The sequence below is a fragment of the Pedobacter frigoris genome (genome assembly GCF_005116445.1).
GTDB lineage: Bacteria > Bacteroidota > Bacteroidia > Sphingobacteriales > Sphingobacteriaceae > Pedobacter > Pedobacter frigoris.
The window spans coordinates 791,488-809,470 of record NZ_SWBQ01000001.1 but is presented as its reverse complement, the minus strand read 5'-3'; the positions used below and the strand labels follow the sequence as shown (position 1 = coordinate 809,470).

The window sequence follows — 17,983 nt, the reverse complement described above, 5'->3', positions numbered from 1 at the left end:
AATTTAACTTTTTCTTGTAAAGATTGTACCACGGTAATCCGGATCACCTCCATTAAAAAACACCTTAAATACATGTCTGCCCTTAGTCAGGGTAACCGTAGACAGATGTGATTTCTGATTATTGTGTGCTCCCGTATTCTGAGAAGTTTTTATACCTCCATTGATGTCAACATTATCCATGAACACACTATATCTTCCATTACTATTGCTGGCACCAAAATACATGTCCATTTGATAGGTACCTGATTCTTCTACATATACCGTATAAGTAACCCACTCATTGGCGGCAGTCCATCCGATAGCCGTTCTTGGATTATAATCACCCGATACATCTACCATATCCGGAATTCTCCAATTTCCATCACCAGATTTCCCATTGTCATCATGATAAGCGACACCCTCACCACCGAAATCATAATAAGCTGCGTATATAGGATCAGAAACCGCATTAATAGCTCCTTTAATCAGGAATGGCGCGTCATAATAAGACCGGAACGCACCCTGGTCAATAACCAAATAAACTGTATGTAGTTTGGGCGCAACCTGGAACTTGCTTGGACTCTTTAAAGCAAACGCAATAGTAGGCATCTTATTGATGATTGTAATTAGTTTGAGAATCTTAGTGGTTATTGTCAGAGTCGCTTTACTGCTGTTTGGCTCAAACCTAACTTTACTGTTGATTACTGAAAAATTTGATGCAGGATACAATACTGAATTTGGTAATGTACCATTGTTGATATATTTGGTAACACTATCAGGCGACGTCACAGCATCAACAGTAAATTCCGCACCGGGCTCTCCCTGTAACTGAATTGGCACGCTGATGGTAATATCTTCCGAGCCTTTAGAGAAGTTATTGGCGGACGGGACATTAAAGATCATATTTCCTGTACCGAAATAAATGGTGTGAACAGATGCCTCGTCTATAAGCTGATTGGTATTCATCACCAGAATAGCTGCATTTTTTCCTGTCTCGATGCTATTTCCTTTCGATGGATTTTCAATCTTTACTACAAGAGCAATTTTTTTACCGTATTGAATCTCTAAAAATGATCTGCTGACAGCAACTTCAAAGGTAAAGCTCTTAACACCAATGGGAACATTCACTACCGGCGGTAAAGTAAATACTCCCTCAGCAAGAGGAACAGTTCCTACTGGTAACTGTCCAGCTGTAATTAGCTGGGCAATAGTATCTGTTTTAGATTGCAACTGAATTGTAAATGCCCTTGTTGTTTCAGAAGAAAAATTAATGGTAACCGGAACTTTCAGCTCCAGCCCGTTTAATGTAAATGAGCTCCCCGTACCTATCTCCGTTTTAGTAGTCATTGCAACAGTCACACCGGGATAAGTTTCCTTTGAAAGGACATTATCCAGGGACTCACGTTTACATGATGAAATTAATATTGCAGTCAAGCCTATAAACACCAGCTGCAATTGAATAAATATCTTTTTCATGATTCTCATTTTAATTTGTTATCCAAACTTTACCATCTAAAGCCCATTTGTCCTGACGCGCTATATTAAACCAGCTTAATATCTGAGCAGGGAGATCTGCATTTTTAGGAACCAGATTTGATAGATTTGTGTTGTTAGGTGAACACAATAGACTCGGTGTGTTCACATTCCATTTATAGGTACCCTGAATTGTAAAATCTGCTACAAAAGGACCTTTATCTGCCAGTTTCGTTCCGGCTCCCTCATTCATAGGCCAGTATCCTAATAAATTCGCATAGTAAGGGTGACTTACATCCATAGACGGATCACAGGCATACTGTTTAACTACTGCGTCAGGAAGCGCTGCTTTCCAAATCTTAAACTCCGCAAGTTCCACATTGATCTTGCCAAATGAACCATTGATCTCTCCACCTGTATACCCTACCCTCAGTTGTGTGTTATTGTCGAAATTCGGCTTGCCCGGCAATTCGACTTCTTTCGCAGCAGGTGTTGCGACTGAGCCACCTACACCGGTTACCCCCACATTATTCGTAACTCCCAAAACGCCATCAGTATAGATTCTTACATATTTTTTACCGTCTGGTTTGCGCTCCACAACTGCAGTCAGATCATGCCATGTATCTCCACTGAATTCCATCCCATTGATTTCATATCCATTTCTAAAATCTGTACCACCCGAGATAAAGAACCTCCAGCGGTTCTGAAGCAAACTAAACTCCCAGCCAGGCCCCTGACCATCTCCCCAGCCGCTTGTCGCTTTCTTACCCAATACAGAAGGCCACTCATAATAATAATCTCCTCTTGAAACGTTGGTTGGGTTTTTCCCTTTTTTAATTTTAACTGAAATCGTAAAACTTGTGGTATCACCAAAATTAAAATTCGAAGATAATGCCGGACTCACTAAACCAACTGTCTTTTCAGGATCACCTAAAAATGTAACTGAACTGGCTAAAAAAGAATTTCCAAGGAAAGGTTTGGCGATGAAAGTCTGTTTGATTGATTCACTGTAGATCATCGTGAAAGTATTCACATTCATGTTGCTGAATATTGTTTTGTCATCTTGTGCCGGAGGCAACGCAAATTGTCCGCCTTTATTTGAAGTGATAATAATCAGCCAGTTTTCTTCTTTATAAGTTGGCCTGGCTTTCACAGTATTGATGATCTCACCAACCCGGGTATCAAAGTCCTTTATAGCTGTTTTGTACGCTGCAAAAGAGTTATCATAGTCCGAAGCTCTACCCGCTAAATTAATTCCTGAAAATTGTCCGATCACAAATGAGGCAGTATCCGATTTCAGAAAATCGACCATACGAACTTTAACAGCCTCATCATTATTATTAAATGACTCTGACACATCCGCACCGGTTGTCAACTTATCTTTAAAAACACTTGACGAAGCAAATGAAGCTATCCTGATGTTAGGATTGATCGATTTTATACGTTGCAATACCACAGGATAATCTGCCAGTTTATTACCCGCAAAGTCCTCAGTCAAAACCTGGTGCTTTTCCTTCTTCACACCTGTCATCATATCTGTCCAGTTAGTAGCATCGGTACCATTTAAATCTGCCAATGAATTCCAGCTGTATACAGACTTGGCAATTAACGACTTAAGCACTGGGATATCAGCATCTCTTACGGATGTACCTCTAGCGCCATCAGCAATGATGTAAAGCACTTTTGGTTTTTTATATTTTATGTCTGAATTAAGATCAGGAGATTCCGGAATGACTTTATTAAAGTCGCTGTCACATGCGCTTAACAGAGCCAATACGAAAAGTGAAGCCCCCATGAACCTGGTTTTAAATGTTTTCATACTTTTCAATTTATATTTAGTTTTCATACCCCTACTCTAATACTACTCTGATGATATTGTTAATTGGTTTATTATCAAAGACGTTAAACTGCCCCATGATTAACAGTGCACGTTTTCCATCTGCTGAAGTTGTCTCAAAAATATCGTTAAACTTGGCCTGAGAACCTACCACGTTACCTGTCGTATTATACCCTTCCGCAAGGTTTCCTGTTTTATCAAGAATCAGGAATCCATTTCTTACCACACCGTCGTATGATTTAAAATCACCACCTACAACTGCCAGTCCATCTTTAAGCAATTTCACAAAATACGGGGCGCCACCAACGAAAGCCTTAGGTGCGAATGTCTGATCTACAGTACCATCGTAATTCAGCAATACCACGTTTCTGCTTTCCTTTCCATTAAAGCTTCTGAATCTGCCTACAGCAATGTATTTATTCAACTCAGGACTATAGCTTACATGATCGATATAATCATTCGCTCCGGTGCCTGGGGTAAAAGTAGGATCAATTGTTCCATTAGGATTTAACCTAACGATATATCCCGCTGCAACATCATCAAATCTGTTAAACTGTCCATAACACAATAACTTACCATCATCGTGCATCAATGAAAATAACCTTCCGTTTCCACCTGCCCAGCTCTTTCCTTTCTTGCCCTTATATCCAATTGCATTCAGGTCATATCGCCATGTAGAATCAAGCTCTCCGGTCTCGTGAAATCTTACCAGCTGTCTAACTTCAGAGCTATCTATAGCCGTACTATCCTGATATTTATAGGAGTTAATGTTATACCTGCGTTTTACATAATAAGTAAAATCTCCTGTGGCTACCAGCTTGCCTCCAAAGCTATACAGACTACGAATGTATCCGGCAACACCTCCATTGAATCTAGGGACGTTCTTTGTTTTTAAAGTATAGGTCGTAACCTGCATGGTATCAATAACTCCACCTGCTGAGATTCTCGTAATATTGCTGATGTCTCCGCGCTGAGCATAACCACTAAATCCTCCTGCAATGTAACTCCATCCATTTAGAGTCGCCATACTTGATAAAGTACCATTTGATGCGGTGCCTGATAAATATGACCTGTCCCAGGTTCCGTTAGGGAATGTCCTCACAATTCTTCTGAGCTCTCTTACAGCACCATGATTATTGTAATTTGTAAAACCACCTAATAAAATGATGTTATTATCAGGCAGTACAAATGCCCTGTTTACTGGACCGTTAGTCCCATTTATAGCCACATAGGTCGGGTCTATCGTTACTTTACCCAATACAGTAAACACAGGACCAAAAACCAGTTGTCCGTTCACAACAAAGGATGTTACTCCTGAACTTGCTTTACCCGGAACTTTCACTTTGATCCCCGTCTCAGTAACGTCAACTATTTCAGCTTCCTGCCCGTTAAACATAAATTTCAGGCTACCCTTATGTTGTACCAGCCCTGTCGCGGTAATAGTCACCTCGGTACCTGCATATCCAGCTGCTGGAACAGGTATCTGCTGTGCATTTGTGATGATCCCCAGTGGTGCTTTTCCGCCGTCGTAAGGATTTTCAAACACAGTCTTATCGTCTTTACAGCTACTTAAAAGCATCCCAGCGATGACGATAAATAATGCGGTATATTTAAATTTCATAATACTTCTATTTTTCTGTTATCAATCCTTATCTGTTTAAAAGAACATCCTGGCCAAACTCGTATCCCAGGCCAAACCTGTTCGCACCTTCATCCGGGAAAAGCTCTCCTATAGCATTTCCGGTATATACTGCAAGTATGTGTACGACTCCATTTTTAGGCAGTACATCCGAAGACGCTACAGCCGCCGTATAATAAACCTGAGGGTTAGACTGATCAGGAAGATTAGCGATGCTGAGCTGTCTGTAACCGGTATATTTTACATTATTTGAAGAATTATAAACAACACCTATATTGGAAAGGTCACTGTTATAGCTGAAATAATAACCTCCCGGATAGAGTGCCCTCAGGTTAAAATCAAGCTGAGGATAATCTTTTAGCCTGAGCTTACCTTTGAATATATATTTCATCAGGTGTTTTTTCCAGATATCTCCGGGGATATCAGACAGGACTTTTATCGTGTCTTTATTGGCATTGAACAGCTGCTGATTCAACCGGTTACTTACATTTGGCTGGTTCGAATTTACCAGGCCAATTGTACGTCTGATCACTTCATCCGTTGGTGCAAAAAAGGTAATCTCTTCATTATTAAAAGCATCTTCCATTCCCGCCAGTTTGATAATCTGGGCTATAGTATCAAACTTTGCATTGGATTGCAGATACTGCATTACTGTCCCGTTATAAACCGGATCTGCTTTACCCCCATCCTGATAATATTCATCTTTTGAACAGGAAGATATGGTACACATCAGCAAAACAGAGCATGCTGTGACAGGTATAATGTATTTTTTTATAATATTTTTCATGTGCTTATCAATTTATTAAAGTCCGGTGCCTATCCAATACTCATTCAATGACATATATGGATTGTTATTTAAAGCTGATGGATTGATTGGCCATGTCCATCCCCCCCTGTTAAACTTATCGTAGGTCAGCGGATTATCTGTATACGTTTTATTCAGCACCTTTTTTGTCCGTACCAGATCGAAGTAATGCGTACCTTCTCCCATCAATTCTTTAGCACGTTCCCAGAATATGGCATCTTTTAGATCTGTATCGCCAACAGCGTTGGGATAAAGTGTTGCCCGTCCACGGTCTCTTACCAGGTTCAGCATCTTGATTGCTTCTTCGTCCTGAGTACCCAATTCTGCAAGGGCTTCGGCGCGAAGTAATATCGCATCTGCGTAGCGCATAATTAGGTAAGTGTTGTCTGGATTGATATCCAAGCCTGGATTACTGGCATCAACAAATGTATTGTAAGCAAATTTCTTCAATTGGAATGTTTCTGCATTCTGATCGAAGGGCGAAACAAACCAGTAGTTCAACCGACCATCTCCTTCGTCAGGATATAGTTTTTTCATGTACAACTCAGTAAATACAGCGTTGCTGTAACGGTGCGTATATTCCGGTTGTTTATAAGGGAAGTGAATGAACACATCTGCAAACGGAGAAAATGGGTTTGCTTGTGCAAAAGGATTATCAGAATCGTTATAATTAAGCGTTCTGAACAATTCGAACAGACTTTCTTCAGAACGGCCTTTGGCTACAGTAGCCCATTCTGTAATAGGAAGCAGGCGAAAAGCATTACTCTTAATCAGTTCATCACCCAACGCAGCTGTTTCCTCGTAGTATTTAGTTTTATTAGCCGGATCAAAACCTGCATTCCACATATTAAGATTCATCAGCAAACCTACTATTGCTCCTCTGGAAGCTCTAACCCCACGTAGAGATGGGTCATTCATTGTCCATATAATATCAGGTTTCGCTGTTTTCAGGTCAGCGATACATTTATTGACTACAGACACCATATTTTCCCTTGGCAGCGGGTCTTTCTGGTAGGCAGTGGTGTAATAAACCACATCTCCGTAAAGACGAACCATTTGAAAATAACAGAATGACCTGATAAACTTTCCTTCAGCAATATAGCGTTTAGACTGTTCTGCCGTCAACGCAGGAATTCCTTCTTCAATTTTACTGATCAACAGGTTGGCCGCCTGAATTACCTGGTAATATTCATTCCATACGGTGAGGTCTCCAAAATTATAATCAGACCAGGAACGTCCTGTTTGTACTGCCTCCAGTAATAATCTATCGTCTATCGTGGTCTCGGGAATCACTTGTTTATCAGTATTACCTCTCGGATCAGGAGTTTGTCTGGTATGCCCGCCAAGACGACCGAGCCCTCTTCTAAGCTCGCCACCCTGTACTGCGGGTATGGCTTCACCCGACCGGAACTCACCGGTAGCACCGGCAAAGGAGGTTCTGGTATATTTATCAAATAACCTTCCGTACATATCAGTGATATTGCTTTCCATATCATCTGCACTGCGGTAAAAGTTATTTCCTGTCAGCTTATCAATTGGCGTGATGTCCAGGAATTTCTTACAGCTAAATTGTGAAGCACTTAACACAATTAATAAGCAAATAGTAATCTTTTTCATGTCTTATTTATTTTGTGACTTCAATTAAAATGTTACGTTAAAACCTAGGGTATATGTACGTGGATTTGGATAACCACTTGATAAATCTTTACCTAAACTGGTTACACTCTCCGGGTTTGGTCCTGAATAAGGAGAGAATGTAACTAAGTTCGCTGATGAGATATATGTTCTTATTCCATTTACACCTACTCTTTTCGCCAGCTTTTTCTTAAAGGTATAGGCAAGGGTAGCCTGATTTATTTTCAGATAGCTGCCACTCTCCTGCCATAAGGATTGCTCGTATCTGAAATTGCCCATGTAACGTCCATGCTCATAATCGTATGCATTCGCATAAGTCGCATCAGTATCGCCAGGTCCGGTCCAGATATCTAAACTTCCTGCCGGAGGCACAGTCTTGGTTCCAAAAGGATCACCCAATAACAGCAATCGCTTAGACAATGCATTGTTCAGGATAGAACGTACTGCTGTATAAGATGCATAAAAGTTTAAAGAGAAATCTTTGTACTGAAATGTATTAGTAATACCACCGGTAATCAATGGCTGGGTATTACCTGTCACCTGTCTGTCTCTGTTATCTATTACATAGTCACCATTTGCATCCCAGATGATCGCATCTCCGCCTTCGTAAGAGTTGAGGTAGCTTCCTGAGCTTCCATTTCTCATTCTTAATCCGGTCACCGGATCTACAGGTACATTAGTTGTAGAACCATAAACACCCTGATTAATAAACAGGTAGTTAGACAATGAGTTTCTGCCGACTCTTTTAGCAATATACTGACCAATACCATCCTGATCTACGAAATCGATGTACTGACCGTTATATTCTTCCGGCAGTCTTGTCAATACGTCATAGTTTAAGGCTCCGTTAATGGAGAATGTCCATTGAAAAGCACTGTTTTTTGACAAAGGTCTGCTGGACAGGGAAAGCTCATATCCATAATTCGCCAGCGCCGCGCCATTACTTTTATAGATACCAAAACCTAAGGTATTTGACAATCTGTTGTCGAATAGTTCATTGTCAACTTTTTTGAAGTAAGTCTCAAAAACGACATCCAGTTTACCATCCCAGAAGCCTGCATCAACACCTAAGTTGTACATCAATACTTTTTTGGCCTTTAACAATGGATTGGGAATCTGACCATAGTCAATCCCTACACGGGCAGCATTGTTGTAAAACCCGTAAGGATTATATCTTCCATAGATGTCAACCAGGTTACCCTGAGGAAAGATATTCTGTCCCGCTGTCAGCCTGAATGAACCATAAGACAACCAGTCAGCAGTACCTTTCAGGAAATCTTCTTTAGCAAAGTTCCAGCGCAGACCGATAGATGGGTTCTTTGAATATGGATCCAATTGGCCACTTGCCGAAGAACCATCTATCCTGTAAGTAACATCCAGAATATATTTCTTTTTATAGTCATAGGTAAAGGCAGCTGCCAGTGAAGCCTGTTTCAAATCCCTGAAGCTGGTCAGTACACCGCCACCTTTTGAGTTGTAACCATCGTAGCCCAGAGGTCCTTCAAACTGATCATTTGGAGACCTTTCAATCTGAGTAATATTCTCCTGATTCTTTTTGATGTAGATCTCAGAGAATAAGTTTACAAAGAAGTTGTGGCTATTGTTAACCGACTTTGTATAGGACACGTTGTTACGGTTGTATAAAGTAGAACCGTAACTGTAGTAATTGTATACTCGTGCGAACTGTGAGTTTGCCGCAGCTGGCAAAAAGGTATCTTTGGATTCTATCGTATAGTCATAGTTACCTGAGGTTCCTATGTTTAAGCCGGGTAACAATTCATAATTCGCAGTCATATTTGCGGTTATATTTTTAGGTCCCGCACTCTCCCTGATCTGAAGTGTAGTTAAAACATCACTGGTAGCCAATAAGAATGATGGGCCGGGTAATAAAGAAGACCTCTGACCACTGTCATCCACTACTCTCTGTAACACACCGCTACCACTACCGGATTTTACACTACCGATAGAACTCCTGATAGATCCGAAAAAGCTAAGCTTTGGTGAAGGTTTGAACTCCATATTCATATTCAAACTGTATCTTTCAAAACCGGTATTTTCAACGATACCATCCTGAGAGAAGTAGTTTAAATTCGTTTTGTAGTTGAACTTAGCATCGCCTCCATCCAGAGAAACGTTATGGGTCATGTTAAACCTGTTAGAGTAAAAAATATCCTGCCAGTCAGTAGAGTTATTGTAAAAAGCACTTAAACTATCTGCCAAAAATGGCGTATTTGTTATCTTGTAGATGTCATCGGTTAATCCATAACGTAAAATCTGGTCAAGCTTAAAATCACGTTCATATGTACCTCCGTAAGTTTCACGTAGTTTAGGTACGGTAGACACGAAGTAATTAGAAGTATAAATTACCCTTGGGATTTCAGATTGCCCCCTTACGGTCTGGATTAAAATCACACCATACGCACCTCTTGAACCATACAAAGCTGTTGCTGTAGCATCTTTGAGGATCTCGATGCTCGCAATATCTTCCTGAGGAATCAGAGACAGCGGACTTACTCCAGGACCTTGTTGGTCAAACCCAAATTCTGATGCTTTATCTGCATCCATTGGCACCCCGTCAATTACATACAACGGTGAAGTTGGCTGTAAGAAAGCGTCATCTCCTGATCCGGTAGTCGCAATCGTAGAAAGACCACGGATATTTACAGTACCACGCATACCAGGAGCACCTGTATTGTTCTGGATGTTCAATCCGGCTACTTTTCCCTGTAAGAGCTGTTCTACGTTGCCAACCGGTACATCCTGAATTTCCTTCCGGGAAACCAACGCAGATGAGCCTGTTGTCTGGTCGCGGGTCCTTTTTACGTAACCACGTACCACAACCTCTTTCATGTTGTTTTTTTCTTCCTGCAGATTTACGTTCAATAAAATCTGTCCGGGAGAAAGCTTAACTGATTTTGACTCGTAACTAACATAGGTAAATATAACTGTTGCACCCTCGTCTACCACTATACTGTATTTCCCTTTACTGTCTACCACAACTACCCTCCTCGGCGTACCCGAAGCTACTGTAGCACCTACCATTGGTAGCTTAGTATCTGCATCAAGGACGGTACCCGTTAGTGTTATCTTCTTAGCTTGCGCCATCAAATCCTCGCATAAAAACATGCAGCTGAAAAAAATTGATAGCAAAATAATGTGTTTTCTCATCGTATTAATTTTAATCATTAGGATTCTAGTCGTTATCAAACTTAGGGTTGATGTCTTTGAAGTGGAATACTATTTCCCAATCACCCTTTTCATAAATTTTAAAGTCTTTAGAAAGCTTTCCGAACTCTCTAACCCCACCAAAACCAACTCTGGAGAAGGTAAATTCTACATGTGCCATGTCTCCCGAACCTGTAGCCCCCCCAGCGGTAAACCTTGTTGGTATCCTTGCTAATGGTATTGGATAGGCTACATTGTATTCTACATATTCAGTAGTCATCTTATAACCCAATTCTGTACCTGCCTCATTAAATCCGTGCACCTGCTCAAGCCATTTGGTTTCGTTGAAAAGCAAAGGGTTCATCGCAACAGAGTCTTTGTTCAAAAATTTAAATCTCAACCTATGACCATTAGCATCATTAGAGAATTTCCTGATGTATAAATAAACACGGCCAGTGGTTGGGTTCTTAGGATCATTCATGGCAACATTCGTGGTAGCTCCTTTTATCCCGCTGATAGAGGGGTAATTAAACACCCTTACTTTACCACCTGGCGTAGTGGTATTGGGCTTACCATTTATCGTGTTGTAATCATCACTTGGCTCATAAGGAACATCTATACGGGGAATGATCTGCAAATTCTTAATCACCCTGGAACCACCTGAATTCGAGATCTTCACATCGAAGTAGCGGATGTCCTGAGGATATGTCACAGAATCACTTGGTTTAATGAGATCCCTGGTTGCCGTGTACCACATGATCAGGTCGCCAGATCCACGCAGTTCAACCATAGGTCTGTTTTCGATCCTTCTCTTGTTTTCTATTTCCGCCAGGGTTTTTTCCTGACCAGTATATTCAGAAGCCCAGATCAATGTCGGCTTTACAGCCATCATATCACTTGCATCCCTTCCATCACCAAATCTTGCATTCTGAATGGTGAAGGTCATAGGAAAACTGGATGCATCCGGATTAAATGCGTTTACAGTTACAGATGTCCTTCCCAATCTTGGTGTAAAAATCTTTGTATTGTAATCTGCTTTTGTACTCAGGTAATCTACTTCTTCCGGAAGGTCAAATACTTTCCTGCACCCCGTAAAGGAGATCACTGCAGTTAACAATATTAAAACTTTATATTTTGTTGCGTCTTGCATAATATTACTATTTAAATCTGTCTTAGCGGTTAGTTAAATATTTCCCTTAAATTCATTGTCCACTCAGATATTTGAATTGTATTACCTCCATTATTTTGTAAGAAGACCAAACGGTATTGTTTGTAGGGAACTGTATTTACAAAATCAAAGATTTTCTGCTGATAGTTTGTGGTAAACTTCTGATCCTGACGGATGTCAAGCTGTACCCAGGTTTGAGTTACAGTCACAGGATCGTTCGTTGCTTCCAGCCTCCATGCCTTTGGATCTCTATCCAGATAAGTCTTACTGTCATTTGCAGAAGTAATGGTGTATGAATTGGCTACTTTGGGCTCACTCGGTATCCAGTTCATATAGATTTTATTGGTAGGGCTAAAAGTATTGAGCATTTTGGTCTGAAAGTTATTGTCCAGTACCTTAATGAACTTCTCGCCCGGACTAATACTTCCGTCAACAGTATTTACATCATCCCATTTTATAAACCAGGTTCCACCAGTAGGATAAGTAAACAAGTTCGGTGGCGGCGGGATTAAGGTAAGCCGGTTCACAAATTCATCAAAACCGAATACATGATCTGGCCTCAACAGGTGTACAATCCCATTTTTCGTTTTTATATTTACCGAAGTTGTCGTGGTTTTAGACCAGTTTGGCACAAAAATACTGCGTTTGGTATTGGCAAATTCAATAATAGCAGAGCCACCGTTTTGCCATCCCTGAGCATCAGCGAAAGTGCGCAAACCATGCATAGGGTAATCTCCCCTTACACTGTAAATCGTTTGTCCGTCACCTATCGCAAAATCATTTGCTACAAATAATTTTTTGATGATGTATCTCGACACCATCGTATCTAAATGCGAACTGTCTGCAATCGCTTTAGGCTTCTCTTTATTAGTCATCCCTGGCTTAACGCCCTCCGCAATGTCATTCAAATAAATTGCCGGCTTTCCTTGTGCTTTGCGTACATCATTTAAATTTTTAATTGCAATCTGAAAGCTCGTGTTTGATGGCGCAAACAGCGTCACCTCTTCCTGCTTCAGTATATTTTGCATGTTTAACTTATCGATCAAAAACAGCAAAGAATCATAAACCCCGGGTTTGCTTTTCAAATATTCATAAGTATTTAAATCTGTTTGATTAACAATATCGGAAGTATCATAAAAGCCTTCTTCGCGCTTACATCCTATCTGAAATGTGAGTGCAGCAAATGCAAGCACCAGCAAACATTTACTAAAAAAAGTTGATTTTTTCATTTCTATCTATACTTTATTACTTCCAAAAAGGATTTTGTTTTAACAATGGGTTTTGAGCAAGCAGGTCTTTTGCTATAGGCCAGTAAATACCTCCAGTTTCTATTAAATGCAAAAAAGCAGGGTTATTCTGTTTTATTTTATGATACCTGATCTGATCATACCAGCGCATGCCTTCACCCATAAATTCTTTTTGGCGCTCTTTAAAAATGGCTTCAATCAGAGTACCATGCATAGCACGGGAATAAGCAACGTAGTCCGTCGAACTCGAATTCTGCAAGCCCATATGATCTACATTATATCTTCTCTGTCTTACAATGTTCAGGTCATTTGTTGCTAAAGTCGTTTCACCCAATACAGCATACGCTTCAGCTCTTAATAAAGTGATATCTTCCAGTCTTGTAAATAAAATAGCGCTGGAGAAAATCCTGAACGTCGGATCCGTTGACCCACCCTGAATACATTTGATCTTACTGAAGATAGGATACCTTCCTGCAAAGTTTGTAAAATACAGCTGTGAATGGGTAATACCAGTTGTATCTATATTGAACCGGCCATCATTGGTTTCTTTAAATATGGATAAGATCGAATCCTTCGGTACAAAAATATCAGGGATGTTCTTATTCACCACTGGTTCAGCCAATGTCAAAGATTCAATATTGCCTACATAAGTTGCATCCTGATGGCCAAATACAAAGCCAAAAGCAAGTAACTGATTAGATTTCTTATCATAAAAAAGTCCCTGACGATCTGTTAAGTCCTGAGTAGAAACATAGCCCATCGATGCTTTTCCATAATCATTTAATACAATTTTCGAATAATTGATGACATCAACGTATTTACCTTGCCATGCAGCTACGTGTGCAAGTACACCATAAGCCGATAATTTTCTAACCAATGCACCATCCCATCTGCCGCTTCCCTCATTGTAATAATTTCCAGGTTGCTGTATGTCGTTTGCGCTATAGCGATAAGGCAATACCTCTGCCGCAGCAAGCATTTCAGATTGTACAAATTCGAGAATCGCTTTTTGATCAGTTTTAGGTCTGTTTTCAAAATTACCATCATCTGATGAGTCAATAAATGGTACGTCACCCCAAATCCTGATCATATAGAAATAAGCAAAGGCCCTTAAAAACCGAACCTGTGCCATATCCACAGCCATATTGTTTTCGGTATACCTCGCGTCTTTTGCTTTTACTTCTTTAATCCTTTCCAGGAATATATTAGCAGCGTTGATGATCGCATAAAACCTTCTCCAGTTAGACAGTTGCTCTACAACCGGATAGGAAGCATTGAGGTCATTTTTTATTACGGCCTTCAGATCCTGACGGTTAGGGCTATCAAAATTACCCATGCGTACATCCCCATAGATCCAGTGTCCGTTATTATCGGCTAATGCAGCTCTTGTTAAACCATAAACACCCATTATCGCAGCCCTGGCATCTTCCAGTGTATTCCAGTAGTTATTTTCATTCACTACTCTTGTCGAGTTAATATCCAAAGCCTTCTTGCAGCTGCCTGCAAACAAGCTTGAAATAATAAGGCCCAGCAAAATTATTTTTTTCATTTCTTCTGTTTTTATCTATGATCAAACACTAAAAATCCATTTTTACACCCAGGGTAAATGTTCTTGGAATCTGCATTCCATATCCTGTATCATAACCGGTATAGCTAACCAGTTCAGGGTCTTGTCCGGTATATTTGGTTAGTGTAAATACATTGTGAACACTTCCGTAAACCTGGAACTTCTGAACATTTGCTGCTTTCTTCTTAAAGAACTCAGTAAGGTCATAAGTAAGCGATAGCGTACGCAGCTTTAAAAAAGAAGCATCTTCCACGAAAATATCCTGGTTGGCCTGGTATGGTGCTACAGAACTCCATGGGTTGTAAAGCAGGTATTTAGAATAATCTCCTCTTTTCTCCCAAAAAGTAATTTCCCTTACCGAATTGATGTTGTTCTGACCTTCACGGTTTACAAAGTCAAACCTGTTCGCCATCTCCTGGTTCACCAGTTCGCGACCCAGATTGAAATAGAAATTCAACCCTAATGTCCATTTTTTATAACTGAAGTCGTTATTAAAACCACCTGATACTTGAGGTAAGGCATGGCCGGTCAATGTCCTGTCTTCATTAGTAATCGCCCCATCGCCATTCAGGTCTTTCCATCTTGGATCCCCTGCTTTTAAACCGATACCATTATAGCTTAGCCTGTATCCGCCCGAATTTACCGGAACCTCCGAATCAGTGTTGTAGATTCCCTCATTGGTTAAAACCCAATAGCGATCTACCGCTTCACCTATTTTTAAAAGCCTGTCTCCTATGATCAACTGATCCAGTCCACCAGGCAATGCAGTCAGTTTATTTTGATTAAAATTCAGGTTGATGGAAGAATTCCATGAGAACAATTTTTCAGCAGGCAGGATGTTTGCACTGATGGCAAGATCTACCCCCGTATTCCTGATGGCCATGCCATTCTTTATAATTGATGTATAGCCATATTCCGCTCCTGAGGGAACTCCCAGCAGCATATTTTTATCTTCCTTAAAATAGGCGTCTATACTTGCATTGATTCTGTCATTCAGGAAAGACCCGTTGATACCCAAAGATGCCTGATCGGTATAGGCCCACTTTAAATCATAGCCAACTGATCCAGCAGTATAAGGGCGATTTAATACTGCAAAACCGTTATAGCCAGGACTTATAAGATTTCCTGTAAAACCTATAAAAGCAGTATACTGAGGGCCCTGGGCATAATTATCGAAATTTTCATAACGTCCCATTCTTCCTGCACTTGCTCTTAAATTAAGAGAAGATACGCTGCTGTTGTCTGCAAGCAATTCTTTTTTAATGTCCCACCCGGCAGAGAACACAGGTGCATAAAACCAGCGATTCGTAGGCTGCTGATTAGAGGACGCATCACCACGTAAAATGGCTGAAAAACTATACTTCTCTTTATAAGTATAATCTGCTTTTCCATAAAATGAAACCTGGTTATTCCTGGTCTTATCTAAAAACTTATACACCAGTTCTCTTCTGAATACTGTTGGTTGCAGATAGTTACCATTATTGGGATCAGATTCTAACAGGTTTAGCTTAATAAAGTCATTGCTTCCTTTATATGCATACGCATAGCTGTATCTGTATTTATCATACTGTATGATACTTCCCACAGAAAAATTGAATTTATGATCTTCATTTAAATCATAATCATAGGTAGCCACATTGTCTATTGTAGCACGTTGATTATAACCGTAATAGTTGGAAGCATAGTTGGTGCTCTGCAACAATGTTCTCGCAAAGAAAATATCCCTCGTTCCCTCATTGTAGTCCAATCCGAGCGTACTGATGAAATTAAACTTGCCAAGATTGACACCGAGCTTTACATAGCCCTCAATGATATTGGTTTTGTTCTTGTCAAAGCCTTTATTGAACTCAGAAAGATATCCACTATAATAATCCTTGTTAGGAGCAATTGGCGAACTTAAATCAGGAATGTAATTCACTTGCGAAAGCCTGTCGCGAACATTTCTATTGCGCTGGCGCATAATCTGATTGGCATTTACCATTGCACTTACGGTAAACCAGCTAACAGGTTTCATATTGATAATGAACCTGGTATCGTAACGGTCTGCTCCTGTATCATCTGCTACGCCCCCGCTGCGAAGCGTTCCTAATGAAAATCTAAAATTGGCACGGTCTGTACCACCAGAGATACTGGCGTTTACACCATAAACAACCTCACTGTTATAATATTTGTCATTCCAGTTGGATGGACCATAGAAGGCATTGTTCAGTGAGTCACTTAAATATAAAGGATATACGTCATTTTCTGAGTAATTGCCATTGGCCGTATACTTATTGTAAAACTGCCTTCTGAAATCATTCTCAAATTTACCATTTATAGTAGTAACCGAGTTTGGCTGGGCCAATCCTACATAACTGTCAAACGTAATCTTTCTTTTAGTCCCAGGTGCGTTTGTGGTGATCAAAATTACACCATTGGCACCCTTAGGCCCATAAATAGCTGTCGATGACAAATCTTTTAAAACCTCTATAGACTTAATATTTGCCATATTAATGTTGGCAAGTGTATTTGTAGCAGGTCCTATTCTGTCATATTTGAACTGCTGAATATCGAATGCAAAAGGATGTTCACCTACCAGGGGAACACCGTCCAAAACTACCAGGGGCTGTGTAGCGAACAACTCACGGGCCGACAAAAGTGGCTGTGAAGTGCCATGAATAAACATATGCTGAACAGTCCCAGGTTCACCTGAAGGCTCCTGAACGTACAGGCCGGCAGACTCCCCTTTTAGGTACTGCTGTAATGACAAGGCCGGAAAAACAGAAAGTTTTTTAGGGTCCAGCTTGTTGCCTTTAGACTGTAATTTTTTCTCAATGCTTTTTTTAGGGCTGGCAATACCTACAACACCTGTATCTACCGATTTTTTAGCCGTATCAGTTTGCTGCAGAAAGCTCTCATTAAACAAGAGATTATTCGAAATACAGGCAGACCTAGCCGTATTGCCGAAAGGGTATGTTGCCGTACACAAAACACCCAGGAAAGTTATAGTTGCAATAATGCGCATAACAGACAATTAAGTATTAACTGATTGAAAATCTTTTTGTTAATCGTATTTATATCAGGAGTATCTTAAAAAATCAAGCAAATACTTTCCATCGCAGTATACTTTTACATATGCCGAAGAAAAACTCACAAGAAAACTTAAAATAAATTAAAACGTTTTAGCTAAGCGTAACTAAGAAAAATAGTTACCCTGCTATGGTTTTAATTTTTGGTAGCAACTGACTGTGTTTCTGAAAATGATAAGTGAAAGGATGTGAAGACCCACTCCTATTAGCTCTTGTAAAGGTTTGACTCATAGTTCGGTTATATTAGGTAATTATTTGGTTACAGATTAACCGATCTTTAGGTGCTAAATCGATTATCTATAACAATTATACGAAAGATAAATTATAATCCAAATCTTTTGCATCATTTTTTTTACAAATTTTTTATAATCTTATTTTAACATAAACCTATGAAATATTA

10 protein-coding genes are annotated in these 17,983 nt (G+C 40.1%); all 10 read right to left on the bottom strand.

Annotated elements, in window-relative coordinates; genetic code table 11:
• Positions 1–3: 3 nt before the first annotated feature.
• From FA047_RS03570 to FA047_RS03525, 10 genes are read right to left on the bottom strand one after another with little or no spacing between them, the layout of a single operon-like run.
• Complete coding sequence (locus tag FA047_RS03570) at positions 4–1,455, bottom strand: carbohydrate-binding protein (protein ID WP_169304307.1); 1,452 nt, start codon at positions 1,453–1,455, stop codon at positions 4–6.
• Positions 1,456–1,465: 10 nt separating this feature from the next.
• Complete coding sequence (locus tag FA047_RS03565) at positions 1,466–3,271, bottom strand: DUF4983 domain-containing protein (RefSeq protein ID WP_169304306.1); 1,806 nt, start codon at positions 3,269–3,271, stop codon at positions 1,466–1,468.
• Positions 3,272–3,302: 31 nt separating this feature from the next.
• Complete coding sequence (locus tag FA047_RS03560) at positions 3,303–4,910, bottom strand: DUF5008 domain-containing protein (RefSeq protein WP_136834596.1); 1,608 nt, start codon at positions 4,908–4,910, stop codon at positions 3,303–3,305.
• 28 nt (positions 4,911–4,938) lie between these two features.
• Positions 4,939–5,715 carry a fasciclin domain-containing protein gene (locus tag FA047_RS03555; RefSeq protein ID WP_136834595.1) on the bottom strand — a complete coding sequence of 259 codons (777 nt, stop codon included), beginning with the start codon at positions 5,713–5,715 and terminating at the stop codon, positions 4,939–4,941.
• Between the two features lie 15 nt (positions 5,716–5,730).
• Positions 5,731–7,350 carry a RagB/SusD family nutrient uptake outer membrane protein gene (locus FA047_RS03550; protein WP_136834594.1) on the bottom strand — a complete coding sequence of 540 codons (1,620 nt, stop codon included), beginning with the start codon at positions 7,348–7,350 and terminating at the stop codon, positions 5,731–5,733.
• Positions 7,351–7,374: 24 nt separating this feature from the next.
• Positions 7,375–10,536, bottom strand: coding sequence for a SusC/RagA family TonB-linked outer membrane protein (locus tag FA047_RS03545; protein ID WP_225872619.1), 3,162 nt, complete (start codon positions 10,534–10,536; stop codon positions 7,375–7,377).
• A gap of 25 nt (positions 10,537–10,561) precedes the next feature.
• Positions 10,562–11,683 (bottom strand): DUF5007 domain-containing protein, encoded by a 1,122-nt coding sequence (locus FA047_RS03540; protein ID WP_136834593.1) that lies wholly within the window; start codon positions 11,681–11,683, stop codon positions 10,562–10,564.
• Positions 11,684–11,712: 29 nt separating this feature from the next.
• Positions 11,713–12,930: a fasciclin domain-containing protein gene (locus FA047_RS03535; protein WP_136834592.1), complete on the bottom strand. Its 1,218-nt coding sequence runs from the start codon at positions 12,928–12,930 to the stop codon at positions 11,713–11,715.
• A 16-nt stretch (positions 12,931–12,946) separates the two neighbouring features.
• Positions 12,947–14,497, bottom strand: a complete 1,551-nt coding sequence (locus FA047_RS03530) for a RagB/SusD family nutrient uptake outer membrane protein (protein ID WP_136834591.1) — start codon at positions 14,495–14,497, stop codon at positions 12,947–12,949.
• 28 nt (positions 14,498–14,525) lie between these two features.
• On the bottom strand, positions 14,526–17,519 hold the full coding sequence (locus FA047_RS03525) for a SusC/RagA family TonB-linked outer membrane protein (protein ID WP_136834590.1): 2,994 nt from the start codon (positions 17,517–17,519) through the stop codon (positions 14,526–14,528).
• Positions 17,520–17,983 lie beyond the last annotated feature (464 nt).